The 12,186-nt window shown below is 69.4% G+C and carries 11 protein-coding genes; 6 read left to right on the top strand and 5 right to left on the bottom strand.

The features are described from left to right. Positions 1-5 precede the first annotated feature (5 nt). Both G6N37_RS24745 and G6N37_RS24750 read left to right on the top strand, forming a co-directional pair. Complete coding sequence (locus G6N37_RS24745; protein ID WP_066945594.1) at positions 6-581, top strand: sigma-70 family RNA polymerase sigma factor; 576 nt, start codon at positions 6-8, stop codon at positions 579-581. Then, positions 568-1,332 (top strand): anti-sigma-D factor RsdA, encoded by a 765-nt coding sequence (locus tag G6N37_RS24750; protein ID WP_232075180.1) that lies wholly within the window; start codon positions 568-570, stop codon positions 1,330-1,332. The genes G6N37_RS24745 and G6N37_RS24750 overlap by 14 nt, the downstream gene beginning before the upstream one ends. Before the next feature lie 16 nt (positions 1,333-1,348). Here G6N37_RS24750 and G6N37_RS24755 read toward each other — a convergent pair whose 3' ends face one another. After that, a complete protein-coding gene (locus G6N37_RS24755) occupies positions 1,349-1,756 on the bottom strand; it encodes a DUF5319 domain-containing protein (RefSeq protein ID WP_046186907.1) in 408 nt (135 codons plus the stop codon). A gap of 161 nt (positions 1,757-1,917) precedes the next feature. On the opposite strand from G6N37_RS24755, the gene guaB reads away from it, so the two are divergent. From guaB to G6N37_RS24770, 3 genes are read left to right on the top strand one after another with little or no spacing between them, the layout of a single operon-like run. After that, on the top strand, positions 1,918-3,516 hold the full coding sequence (gene guaB / locus G6N37_RS24760; protein ID WP_163684035.1) for an IMP dehydrogenase: 1,599 nt from the start codon (positions 1,918-1,920) through the stop codon (positions 3,514-3,516). Between the two features lie 7 nt (positions 3,517-3,523). After that, complete coding sequence (locus G6N37_RS24765) at positions 3,524-4,651, top strand: GuaB3 family IMP dehydrogenase-related protein (RefSeq protein ID WP_163684037.1); 1,128 nt, start codon at positions 3,524-3,526, stop codon at positions 4,649-4,651. Between the two features lie 49 nt (positions 4,652-4,700). Then, positions 4,701-6,437, top strand: coding sequence for a GMC oxidoreductase (locus tag G6N37_RS24770; protein WP_163684039.1), 1,737 nt, complete (start codon positions 4,701-4,703; stop codon positions 6,435-6,437). Here the strand turns inward: G6N37_RS24770 and G6N37_RS24775 are convergent. Then, complete coding sequence (locus G6N37_RS24775; protein WP_163684041.1) at positions 6,434-7,336, bottom strand: TauD/TfdA dioxygenase family protein; 903 nt, start codon at positions 7,334-7,336, stop codon at positions 6,434-6,436. The genes G6N37_RS24770 and G6N37_RS24775 overlap by 4 nt on opposite strands. A 60-nt stretch (positions 7,337-7,396) precedes the next feature. On the opposite strand from G6N37_RS24775, the gene G6N37_RS24780 reads away from it, so the two are divergent. Next, complete coding sequence (locus tag G6N37_RS24780; protein ID WP_163684043.1) at positions 7,397-7,963, top strand: TetR/AcrR family transcriptional regulator; 567 nt, start codon at positions 7,397-7,399, stop codon at positions 7,961-7,963. A 3-nt stretch (positions 7,964-7,966) separates the two neighbouring features. Here G6N37_RS24780 and G6N37_RS24785 read toward each other — a convergent pair whose 3' ends face one another. From G6N37_RS24785 to G6N37_RS24795, 3 genes are all read right to left on the bottom strand, one after another. Then, positions 7,967-10,333 carry a glycoside hydrolase family 65 protein gene (locus tag G6N37_RS24785; protein WP_163684046.1) on the bottom strand — a complete coding sequence of 789 codons (2,367 nt, stop codon included), beginning with the start codon at positions 10,331-10,333 and terminating at the stop codon, positions 7,967-7,969. Continuing rightward, positions 10,330-11,070, bottom strand: a complete 741-nt coding sequence (locus G6N37_RS24790; RefSeq protein WP_163684048.1) for a beta-phosphoglucomutase family hydrolase — start codon at positions 11,068-11,070, stop codon at positions 10,330-10,332. The genes G6N37_RS24785 and G6N37_RS24790 overlap by 4 nt, the downstream gene beginning before the upstream one ends. A gap of 222 nt (positions 11,071-11,292) precedes the next feature. Continuing rightward, positions 11,293-12,186: an alpha/beta fold hydrolase gene (locus G6N37_RS24795; protein ID WP_163684051.1), complete on the bottom strand. Its 894-nt coding sequence runs from the start codon at positions 12,184-12,186 to the stop codon at positions 11,293-11,295.

Genomic DNA, 12,186 nt, shown 5'->3' on the forward strand with positions numbered 1-12,186 from the left:
CGTCGATGACAATTCAAGGGGATCGTCTCGACGCCGTGGTGGCCAAGGCCGTGGCGGGGGACAGTAACGCACTGCGGGAGGTGCTGGAGACCATCCGTCCGATCGTCGTGCGATATTGCCGCGCGCGAGTCGGCACAGTCGAGCGGGGTGGCCTGTCAGCGGATGACGTGGCACAGGAGGTGTGCTTGGCGACTATCACGGCGCTGCCGCGCTACCGGGACCGCGGGCGTCCCTTTCTCGCGTTTCTGTACGGCATCGCGGCGCACAAGGTCGCCGACGCCCATCGCGCCGCCGGCCGTGACCTGTCCTACCCGACCGAGGTGATCCCCGAGCGTTGGTCCTCCGACGCCGGCCCGGAACAGCGGGCCATCGAGGCCGATTCGGTCAGCCGGATGAGCGAACTGCTCGAAATCCTGCCCGCCAAGCAGCGGGAAATCCTGATCCTGCGTGTCGTCGTCGGCCTGTCGGCCGAGGAGACCGCGTCCGCCGTCGGCAGCACCACCGGAGCGGTCCGGGTGGCCCAGCACCGTGCGCTGTCCCGGCTGAAGTCCGAGATGATCGCGGCGGGTGACTGTGCCTGAATCCCTGGACGAATTCGCCGGCACCGATCTGCTCCTCGACGCCCTCGCCGAGCGCCGGCCGGTGCACGTCGGCGACCCCGACATGGACGCGGTGGCCACCCTGCTGGAGGACTGGCGCGACAACTTGCGGTGGCCCCCGGCCAGCGCGCTGGTGTCGGCCGAGGAGGCGGTCAACGCCCTGCGCACCGGCCTGGTCGACCGGCGCCGCGGCCGCCGTGGTGTGGCGACGATCGGATCCGTGGCCGCGGCGCTGCTGGTGATGAGCGGCTTCGGCGCCATGGTGGTCGAGGCCCGGCCCGGCACCACGCTGTACGGCCTGCACGCGATGTTCTTCGATCAGCCCCGGGTCAACGAGAAGCATCAGGCCCTGCTGTCCGCCAGGGCCGACCTGGCCAAGGTGCAGGAATCGATCGACCGGGGTGAGTGGGACCAGGCCCGGAATCAGCTGACCGAGGTGAGCAGCTTGGTCCAGTCGATCGACGACCCGGCCAGCAAACAAGAGCTGACCAATCAGCTGAAACTGCTGAATGCCAGGGTCCAGTCCCGCAACCCGAACGCGACGTTGCCGCCCCCGGCGAACACGCCGTCGGCGTGGTCGACTCCGACCACCCCGGTCCCGACCGCGGCCGCTACGCCTTCCGAGGCTTCCCCGGGCCCGTCAGTGACGCCCTCACCGAGTCAGTCGTGGAGCAAGCACCGGCATCACGGCCAGAGTTCCACCCCGTCGGCGGTGACGCCGAACGATCCCTAGCGAGGGAGCCGACCGCTCAGCGGCGGTATCCGTCGGCGTCCGAGGTGGCCTCGTTGAGCGAGGCGTCGGCGTAGCCGCGGCAGTAGTCCCACGTGACGTAGGCGTCCGGTTCGGGGTCGTAGGCCGGCTCGTGCGGGCGGACGGTGCCGTCGATCAGCAGCTGCAACAGGTTCGCGCGCAGCATGTCCCAGTCGTGATAGTGATCCTGCTGGCATTCGTCACAGCACACCACCAGTCCGCGAATGCCCTTGTGCGCCAACAGGGCCTCGTAGACCGCCAGGTCGGCGAGGTCGGCCTCGACCGCCATGCGCTCCTGGGCGTCCAGCGGTTGCCCCGGCTCTACGGCTTCCAGCGCAGCCGACGGATCGCAGGGGTCGTCGGCGAAGGGGTCGGGCGGCAAACCCGGCGGGAGGTGATCGCGCACGCACACTAGCCTACGCAGCCGGGCCGGGATAACGCCAGCAGGGAAGCCGCCCGCGGGTTCCGCGCCGTTTGGCGCCCGCCGCGCGCCCCGGCAAGCGGTTCCAGAGGCGGGCGAGCCGATAGGATGGAGTCTCACGCCGCATCGTATGGAGGGCCCCACCGATGACCCGTGGCTTGTCCCACCTGGAAGACAGCTCCGACCTCGTCGGCAGCCCCTACGTGCGCGACCCCCGGATCGGGGGTCTGGTCGACGACCCGGTGCCCACCGGGGGTGACAACCCGAACAAGGTCGCGATGCTGGGCCTCACCTTCGACGACGTCCTCCTGCTGCCCGCGGCGTCCGATGTGGTTCCCGCCACCGCGGACACGTCCAGCCAGCTGACCAAGAAGATCAGGCTCAAAGTGCCGCTGGTCAGCTCGGCGATGGATACGGTCACCGAATCGCGGATGGCCATCGCGATGGCCCGGGCGGGCGGCATGGGCGTGCTGCACCGCAACCTGCCCGTCGCCGAACAGGCCGGCCAGGTCGAGATGGTGAAGCGCTCGGAGGCCGGCATGGTCACCGATCCCGTCACCTGCCGGCCGGACAACACCCTGGCGCAGGTCGACGCGCTGTGCGCCCGGTTCCGGATCTCGGGTCTGCCGGTGGTCGACGACGTCGGGGCGCTGGTCGGCATCATCACCAACCGCGACATGCGGTTCGAGGTGGACCAGACCCGCAAGGTCGCCGAGGTGATGACCAAGGCCCCGCTGATCACCGCCCAGGAGGGCGTCAGCGCCGACGCGGCGCTGGGGCTGTTGCGCCGCAACAAGATCGAGAAGCTGCCCGTCGTCGACGGCCACGGCCGGCTCACCGGGCTGATCACCGTCAAGGACTTCGTCAAGACCGAACAGCACCCGCTGGCCACCAAGGACAGCGACGGCCGGCTACTGGTGGGCGCGGCCGTCGGCGTCGGCGGCGACGCCTGGGTCCGCGCGATGATGCTGGTCGACGCCGGGGCCGACGTCCTGATCGTCGACACCGCCCACGCGCACAACCGGCTGGTGCTCGACATGGTCGGCAAGCTCAAGGCCGAGGTGGGCGAGAAGGTCGAGGTGATCGGCGGGAACGTCGCCACCCGGTCCGCGGCCCGGGCGCTGGTCGACGCCGGCGCCGACGCGGTCAAGGTCGGGGTTGGTCCGGGCTCGATCTGCACCACCCGGGTGGTGGCCGGGGTCGGCGCACCACAAATCACGGCGATCCTGGAGGCCGTCGCGGCGTGCGGGCCGGCGGGCGTGCCGGTGATCGCCGACGGTGGGCTGCAGTATTCCGGCGACATCGCCAAGGCCCTGGCCGCCGGCGCCTCGACGGCCATGCTGGGCTCGCTGCTGGCCGGCACCGCCGAGGCCCCCGGCGAGCTGATCTTCGTCAACGGCAAGCAGTTCAAGAGCTACCGGGGCATGGGGTCGCTGGGCGCGATGCAGGGCCGGGGCGGGGCCAAGTCGTACTCCAAGGACCGCTACTTCCAAGACGACGCCTTGAGCGAGGACAAGCTGGTCCCCGAGGGAATCGAGGGCCGGGTGCCGTTCCGCGGCCCGCTGTCCTCGGTGATCCACCAGCTCACCGGCGGTCTGCGCGCCGCGATGGGCTACACCGGCTCACCCACCATCGAGTCGCTGCAACAGGCGCAGTTCGTCCGGATCACCTCGGCCGGGCTGCGCGAAAGCCATCCGCACGACGTCGCCATGACCGTCGAAGCGCCGAACTACTTTGCGCGCTGAGGCCGGCGTGGTCGAAATCGGGATGGGCCGCAACGCCCGTCGTACCTATGAGCTGAGCGAAGTCAGCATCGTGCCGTCGAGGCGCACCCGGTCCTCGCAGGACGTCTCCACCACCTGGCAGCTGGACGCCTACCGGTTCGAGATCCCGGTGGTGGCCCACCCGACCGACGCCCTGGTGTCGCCCGAATTCGCCATCGAGCTCGGCCGGCTGGGCGGGCTGGGCGTGCTCAACGGCGAGGGGCTGATCGGCCGGCACGCCGACGTCGAGGCCAAGATCGCCCAGCTCGTCGAGGCCGCCACCAAGGAGCCCGAACCGTCGGCGTCGATCCGGCTGCTGCAGGAATTGCACGCCGCGCCGCTGAACCCCGACCTGCTGGGATCCGCGGTCGCGCGCATCCGGGAGGCCGGCGTCACCACGGCGGTGCGGGTCAGCCCGCAGAACGCCCAGGCGCTCACCCCCGTGTTGCTGCAGGCCGGCATCGACCTGCTGGTCATCCAGGGCACCATCGTCTCCGCGGAGCGGGTGGCCAGCGACGGCGAGCCGTTGAACCTGAAAACGTTCATCTCCGAGCTCGACGTCCCGGTGGTGGCCGGCGGGGTGCTCGACCACCGCACCGCGTTGCACCTGATGCGCACCGGCGCGGCCGGCGTCATCGTCGGCTACGGCTCCACCCGGGGCGTGACCACCAGCGACGAGGTGCTGGGCATCAGCGTGCCGATGGCCACCGCCATCGCCGACGCCGCCGCCGCGCGGCGCGAATACCTCGACGAGACCGGCGGCCGTTACGTGCACGTGCTGGCCGACGGCGACATCCACACCTCCGGCGAGCTGGCCAAGGCGATCGCCTGCGGCGCCGACGCGGTGGTGCTCGGCACGCCGCTCGCCGAATCCGCCGAAGCGCTCGGCGAGGGCTGGTTCTGGCCGGCCGCGGCGGCGCACCCGTCGTTGCCGCGCGGGGCGCTGCTACAGATCGCCCTCGGCGAACGGCCGCCGCTGGAGCGGGTGCTCAACGGGCCCTCCGACGACCCGTTCGGTTCCCTCAACCTGGTCGGCGGATTGCGCCGGTCGATGGCCAAGGCCGGCTATTGCGACCTCAAGGAGTTCCAGAAGGTCGGCCTGACGGTCGGCGGCTGAGGCCCGGACCCCCTGGCTTGTTACCTGTGGGTAAGGCCATACTGGTGCGATGAGGCCGGATTACGACGTTCTGATCATCGGTTCGGGTTTCGGCGGCAGCGTCAGCGCGCTGCGGCTCACCGAAAAGGGCTACCGCGTAGGCGTATTGGAGGCCGGGCGGCGCTTCGCCGACGAGGACTTCGCCGAGACCTCCTGGGACCTGCGCAAGTTCCTGTGGGCGCCGCGGTTGGGTTGCTACGGCATCCAGCGGATCCACCCGCTGCGCAACGTGATGATCCTGGCCGGCGCCGGGGTGGGCGGCGGCTCGCTGAACTATGCCAACACGCTCTACGTGCCGCCGGAGCCGTTCTTCAAAGACCGGCAGTGGTCGCATATCACCGACTGGCGCGACGAGTTGATGCCGCACTACGAGCAGGCCAAACGGATGCTCGGTGTGGTCACCAACCCGACGTTCACCGACGCCGACCGCATCCTGAAGGAAGTCGCCGACGAGATGGGCTGCGGTGACACCTTCGTGTCCACCCCGGTGGGGGTGTTCTTCGGCCCCGACGGCACCAAGACCCCGGGCAAGACCGTGCCGGACCCCTATTTCGGTGGCGCGGGACCCGAGCGCACCGGTTGCCTGGAGTGCGGTTGCTGCATGACGGGCTGTCGCTACGGCGCCAAGAACACGCTGCTGAAGAACTACCTCGGCCTCGCCGAATCGGCTGGGGCGCAAGTCATCCCGATGACAACGGTCAAGGGTTTCCAGCAGCGGCCCGACGGGGTGTGGGAGGTCCGCACCGTGCGCACCGGAAGCTGGCTGCGCAGGGACCGGCGCACCTACACCGCGACACACCTGATCCTGGCGGCGGGCACGTGGGGGACACAGCATCTGCTGTTCAAGATGCGCGACGGGGGCAAGTTGCCGCGTCTTTCCGAGCGGCTGGGCGTGCTGACCCGCACCAACTCCGAGTCCATCGTCGGCGCCGGGAAGCTCGAGGTCGACCCGAACCTGGACCTGACGCACGGGGTGGCGATCACGTCGTCGATCCACCCCACCGCCGACACGCACGTCGAGCCCTGCCGCTACGGCAAGGGCTCCAACGCGATGGGATTGCTGCAGACCCTGATGACCGACGGCACCGGGCCGGAGGGCACCGACGTGCCGCGCTGGAAGCAGCTGTTGGACCAGGCCCGCGAGGACCCGCGCCGCATGATGCGGATGCTCAACGTCAGCCAGTGGAGCGAGCGCACCCTGATCGCCCTGGTGATGCAGCACCTGGACAACTCGATCACCACCTACACCAAGCGCGGGAAGCTGGGCATCCGGTGGTACACGAGCAAGCAGGGCCACGGGGACCCCAACCCGGCCTGGAATCCGGTCGGGAACCGGGTCACGCGGCGCATCGCCGAAAAGATCGACGGCGTGGCCGGCGGCACCTGGGGCGAACTGTTCAACATCCCGCTGACCGCGCACTTCCTCGGCGGCGCGGCGATCGGCGACGGCCCCGAGCACGGGGTCATCGACCCCTACCACCGGGTTTACGGCTACCCCACGATGTTCGTCGTGGACGGCGCCGCGATCTCGGCGAACCTGGGCGTCAACCCGTCGCTGTCCATCACCGCCCAGGCCGAGCGGGCCGCGGCGCTGTGGCCGAACAAGGGTGAGAACGATCAACGCCCGCCGCAGGGCCAGCCTTACCGCCGGCTGGACCCGATCGCGCCGGGGCACCCGGTGGTGCCCGTCGACGCACCGGGTGCCCTGCGCTGGTTGCCGATCACGCCGGTGAGCTCGACCGGCTAGCTCGCGATCGCCTCGAGCGGTGCGCCGCTGACCACCCGGCTGCGCTGCCCGTGCACGTCGACGGGCACGTCGCCCATCAGGGTGACGCGGTGCATCAGCCGAGGCTGGTCGTCGTAGTCGTCGATGGCGCGGTGCTGGGTGGCCCGGTTGTCCCAGATGGCGACGTCGCCCGGGGCCCAGCTCCATCGAATCGTGTTCTCCGGCATCGTGATTCGCCGTTGCAGCAGCTCCAGTAGCGCGCTTGATTCGTGGCTGTCGAGGCCGACGAAGCCCCGCACGAAGTCGCCCGCCAGCAGGGTGCGCTCGCCGGTCTCGGGGTGGACGCGCACCACCGGGTGTTCGGTCCGGAAGTCCGGCTTCTCGAAGACCTGGCGGAACGCGCGCTGCGCGTCGCTCATGGCCGGCGGCGAGTCGCTGGTCACGTAGTCGTAGCGGTTGGTGTGCAGCGCCCAGAGGTTCTCGACCAGGCCCTTGAGCGCCTCGGGCAGCCGCTCGTAGGCGGCGGCGGTGTTGGTCCACAGCGTCGACCCGCCATACCGCGGCAGGGTGACCGCCCGCAGGATCGAGGCCGCCGGGTAGTTCGCGACGAACGTTACGTCGGTGTGCCAGCGGTTGGCCTTGCCGTACTCGGAGTTGATCGGCGTGATGACCGGCGCGTTCTTGGCGGCGAGCAGCGCGGCGGCCGGGTGGCCGACGGGCGTGCCCAGCAGGCCGGCGAACGCCAGCTGTGCCTGGTCGTCGAGGTGGTGCTGGTGGCGGAAGAAGATCACCTTGTGGGTCAACAGCGCCCGGTGGATCTTCTCGACCGCCTCCTGGCCGAGGTCGCCTCCGAGGCGCACGCCGTCGACCCGGGCGCCGATGCGGCTGCCCAGCTTGGTGACCGTGATCTGACCTGTCATTTTCTTCGATCCTAGTGTGAAGGGGTGTAGTCAATTGACTACATCGAGTACTGTAGTCGTATGACTACGGGTTCCGCAAGTGGCCGCGCCAACATGCCCACCGGACGGGCGGAGGTGGCCGCGGCCGTCCTGGAGGCCGCCACCGAGCTGTTCGCCGAGCGCGGCCCGGCCGCGACGTCGATCCGGGACATCGCCGCCCGGTCCAACGTCAACCACGGGCTGGTGTTTCGGCACTTCGGCACCAAGGAGAATCTGGTCGGCGCCGTGCTCGATCACCTGGGTGCCAACCTGACGGCGCTGCTGCGCGACGAGGCCCCCGCCGAGGAACTGGACCGGGCCCTCGACCGGCAGATGCGCGTGATGGCCCGAACCGTGCTCGACGGGTATCCGGCGGGGCAACTGCAGAAGCGTTTTCCGAACATCGCGACGTTACTCGACTGGGTGCTGCCGCTCTATGAGAACGAGACCGAAGGGCGACTCGCGGTCGCCAACGCCCTTGCGCTGCAATTCGGTTGGCGCCTCTTCGCGCCGATCCTGCGGTCGGCGACCGGGATCGACGAGCTGACCGACGACGAAATCCGGCAGGCGGCCCGCGCCGAGGTGGGGCGGATCCTCAATCCCGACTGATGCTCACTTTTTGCGGGTCAGCGCCCGGCGATGTAGTGGCTCGCGGCCCGGTGGCTGCTGCGGGGGCGGCAGCAGTGGCTTGCGGTGTTGCACCGCAATAGTTTTCGGCGTGTCGGTGCTCAGGGTGACCTCTTCGCCCGCGTGCCGGATGGTGAGCTGGCCCCCCGGCCCGTCGCGCACCGTGTAGGTGACTTGCGCGTGATTCACGTCGACGGTCACCCGGAAATCGCGCCACCTAAGCCGGAATCGCAGGCGCGAAATGCCTTCGGGCAGCGCGGGATCCAGCGACAGGATGCCCTCGTCGTCGCGCAGGCCGCCGAAGCCGCCGACCAGCGCCGTCCAGGCACCGGCGAGCGAGGCCATGTGCAGGCCGTCGCGGGTGTTGTGGTGCAGGTCGCGCAGGTCGATCAGCCCCGCCTCGTAGGCGTAGTCATGCGCCAGCTCCAGGTGCCCGACCTCGGCGCACATCACCGCCTGGGTGCAGGCGGACAGCGACGAGTCGCGCACCATGCGCCGCTCGTAATAGTCGACGTTGCGGGCCTTCTGTTCCGGGGTGAACGCGTGGCTCTGCCACTGCATCGCCAGCACCAGGTCCGCCTGCTTGATCACCTGGGCGGGGTAGAGCCGCACGTAGGGGTCGTGCAGCAGCAACGGGTAGGCGTGGTTCTCCTGGAAGTCCCATTCGGCGAGGGTGGTGAACCCTTCGCACTGCTGATGCACCCCCAGGCCGGCGTCGTAGGGAATGTTGGCGGAATCGGCCGCGTCGCGCCAGGACGCCGTCTCCTCGGTGGTGACACCCATCGCCTCCGCCGCCTCGGGATGGCGGTTGCAGGCCTCGGCGGCGGTGCGCAGGTTGTGCGCGGCCATCAGGTTGGTGAAGACGTTGTCGCGCACGATCGCGGTGTACTCGTCGGGACCGGTGACGCCGTCCAGGTGCCAGACGCCGTGCCGGTCGTGGTGGCCCAGGGAGAGCCAGAGCCGGGCGGTCTCGACCAGTACCGCTAAGCCGCAATGCTTTTCCAGCTCCTCGTCGCCGGTGACGATGCGGTATCGCTCGAAGGCCATGGCGATGTCGGCGTTGATGTGCCAGGCCGCGGTGCCGGCCGGCCAGTAGGCTGAGCACTCCTGCCCGCGGATGGTCCGCCACGGGAAGCTGGCGCCTTCGAGGCCGAGCTCGGCCGCCCGCTCCTTGGCCAGGTCCAGGGTGGACGCCCGCCACCGTAGCGCGTCGGCCACCGCGTGCGGTGCGGTGTAGGTGAGCACCGGCAGCACGTAGCTCTCGGTGTCCCAGAAGGCGTGGCCGTCGTAGCCGGTTCCGGTGAGCCCCTTGGCGGGGATGGCGCGACGCTCGGCGCGCACGCTGGCCTGCAACAGGTGAAAAAGCCCGAACCGCACCGCTTGCTGGGATTCGGGGTCGCCCTCGACCTCGACGTCCGCGCTGTCCCAGAAGTCGTCCAGGTATCCGCGCTGCGCGTCCAGCAGCCCCTGCCACCCGCTGTAGCGGGCGCTGTGGATGGCGGCGGCGGCCTGGTCGCGCAGCGCCGGGCGCGAACGCATGCTCGACCAGCCATACGCCAAGTACTTGACGATGCGCAGCTTCTGCCCGGCGCGCAGCCCGCAGATCACCGTGGTCCGCGCCAGATCGTCGCGGGCGTCGGTGCTGAATTCGACGCGGCCGGGCACGTCGATCTCGTGGTCCATGGCCGCCGACATCATCAGGGCGCTGCTGCGGGTGCGGTGCATGAGAAGCGCTCCGGTGTCGGTGTTTTCGTGGTCGACGGCCACCAGTGGGTTCTCCAGGATGGCCGACACCCGCGGGTCGCCCGAGGTCTGGGGCTGGTCCTCGTTGGTGACCAACTCCGACTGCACGGTGACCCGGACGAAGTCGCCGACCGCTTCGATGACGTATTCGATGGCGGCCACACCGCGCTGGGCCAGCGACACCAGCCGGGTGGACACCAGCTTGATCTCCTTGCCCGCGGGGGAGCGCCAGTGCGCGCAGCGGGACATCGTCCCGGCGCGCATGTCGAGAACCCGCTCGTGCGAGACCAATTCGCCGTAGCGGACGTCGAACGGCTCGTCCTCGACCAGCAGGCGGATGATTTTGCCGTTCGTGACGTCGACGATCGTCTGGCCGGCCTCCGGGTAGCCGTACCCGGCCTCGGCATAGGGCAGCGGCCGGATCTCGTAGAAGGAGTTCAGGTAAGTGCCGGGCAGGCCGTAGGGCTCACCCTCGTCGAGGTTGCCGCGCAGCCCGATGTGCCCGTTGGACAGGGTGAACAGGGATTCGGTCTGGGCCAGCAGGTTGAGATCGAGCTCGGTCTCACGGAAGTGCCATGGCTCGACCGGGAAGGATGCTTCATCGATCATGACGGCAGCAGCTCGGCGAGGTCGGTGACCACCACGTCGGCGCCGTTGCGGCGCAGATCGTCGGCCTGGCCCACCCGGTCGACGCCCACCACGTAGCCGAAGTTACCGGCGTGGCCGGCCTGCACGCCCGAGATCGCGTCCTCGAACACGGCGGCGGCGTCGGCGGGCACGCCGAGCAGCTCGGCCCCCCGCAGGTAGGAGTCCGGGGCGGGCTTGCCGGCGATGTGCTCGTCGCGCAGCGTGACGCCGTCCACCCGTTGCTGGATGAACCGGTCCAGGCCGGTGATCTCGAGGACGTCGCGCGTGTTGGCGCTCGAGGACACCACCGCGATGCCCAGGCCGGCGGCCGAGACCGCCTCCAGGTATCTGCGTGAACCTTCGAAGACTTCGACGCCGTCCTTGCGCAGGACCTGCTGGAACATGTCGTTCTTGCGGTTGCCCAGGCCGTACACCGTCTCGGCGTCTCCCGGGTCGTCGGGGCTGCCGTCGGGCAGGTCGATCCCGCGGCTCTGCAGGAACGACCGGACCCCGTCCTCGCGCTTCTTGCCGTCCACGTACTGGCGGTAGTCGGCGGCCGCGTCGAAGGGGACGAATTTCTCGCCCGTGCGCTCGGCCCGCTCGGACAGGTAGTCGTCGAACATGGCCTTCCAGGCCTTGGTGTGCACGCTGGCGGTGTCGGTCAGCACACCGTCGAGGTCGAACAGGCAGGCGTGCACCTTCTCCGGCAGACCCAGCACGGGGGACCTCGCTTCCTATCCTTCGGGGACAAGTTAAGCGATACCCACTCCACCATGCGGACATGTCAGTCGCCAAACGTTCACCGGATCGTGCGACGCCGGACGGGATCGTGGTTGGCGAGCGATGCGCGCGCGGATGCGAACAGCAAGAGTGCCCAGACGATGTAGACGGTGGAGAACATGACGGCTAACAGGTCGCCGCTGGCCCCGGTTGGGGCGGCGTCACGTGTCGGCCGCCCGTCTTCCGCTTTGCCGGATGACGCGGACCATCTCCGCTGGGCGCTCGAGCGCCGAGAAGTGGCCGGCACCGGGCACCGTGACGGGCTGGACATTCAGTTGGCGAGCGACGTGCTCGCGCTCGGCCGTGCGGGACCAATCGTGCTCGCTGTACACCAGCGTGACGGGCGCCGTCACCTGCGGGTAGCGGCTTCGTGCGTCGACGAACCCGTCGAGGCTGCGCATGATGGCGCGGTTCACCACGGGGTAACCGGGTCGCCGGCCGCTTCGGCGGAGCTCTGTGAGCAGGTCATCCGGGAGCGCGCGGCGGTCCGCGAAGCCGCCCCGCAACACGCCCCGCAGGATCAGGCGATTCTCCAGCCGCGCGAAGACCGGTCCGCAGCCGGGCAGTCGGACGCCCGTTCCGATGACGCGCGCGAACCAGTTACCGCGCTCCAGGCCGCTCGGGTAGTCGTAGGGGTTGAAGGCCACCACGTTGCTTACCCGGTCGCTCAGCTCGATCGAGGCCAACAGCGCGATCGCGGCACCCATCGATTCGCCGGCCAAAGTCACGTCGCGCAGGCCAAGGGATTTCACGAATTCGACGACGGCGATGCGTAGCTCCGGTTCGCCGTAGCGCGCGCCGGGGACGATGTCGGACCATCCCATGCCGGGCAGATCCAGCGCGTAGACCGTGAATTCGTCCCAGAGCCCGGGGATGACACGCTGGAAGTAGTCCAGCTGGGTGCGAACGGTGTGCAGCAGGACGAGCGGGGGTCCGGTTCCGGTCGTGAAGTAGCGCAACCGGGATCCGTCGGACCGTTGGAAGAAACTGGTCTCACCTCGGCCGCCGCTCCATTTCGTCGTGTAGCGCCGGTCTGGAATATCGTTGGGCTGCAT

Origin of the sequence: Mycobacterium seoulense, from assembly GCF_010731595.1 — a bacterium.
In the GTDB taxonomy this organism is placed as follows: domain Bacteria; phylum Actinomycetota; class Actinomycetes; order Mycobacteriales; family Mycobacteriaceae; genus Mycobacterium; species Mycobacterium seoulense.

Bases quoted from the DNA above. Each gene is read 5' to 3' on its own strand.
- G6N37_RS24785 (WP_163684046.1), bottom strand. From the start codon at position 10,333: ATGATCGATGAAGCATCCTTCCCGGTCGAGCCATGGCACTTCCGTGAG.
- G6N37_RS24795 (WP_163684051.1), bottom strand. From the start codon at position 12,186: ATGCAGCCCAACGATATTCCAGACCGGCGCTACACGACGAAATGGAGC.
- G6N37_RS24780 (WP_163684043.1), top strand. From the start codon at position 7,397: ATGACTACGGGTTCCGCAAGTGGCCGCGCCAACATGCCCACCGGACGG.
- G6N37_RS24745 (WP_066945594.1), top strand. From the start codon at position 6: ATGACAATTCAAGGGGATCGTCTCGACGCCGTGGTGGCCAAGGCCGTG.
- guaB (WP_163684035.1), top strand. From the start codon at position 1,918: ATGACCCGTGGCTTGTCCCACCTGGAAGACAGCTCCGACCTCGTCGGC.
- G6N37_RS24770 (WP_163684039.1), top strand. From the start codon at position 4,701: ATGAGGCCGGATTACGACGTTCTGATCATCGGTTCGGGTTTCGGCGGC.
- G6N37_RS24775 (WP_163684041.1), bottom strand. From the start codon at position 7,336: ATGACAGGTCAGATCACGGTCACCAAGCTGGGCAGCCGCATCGGCGCC.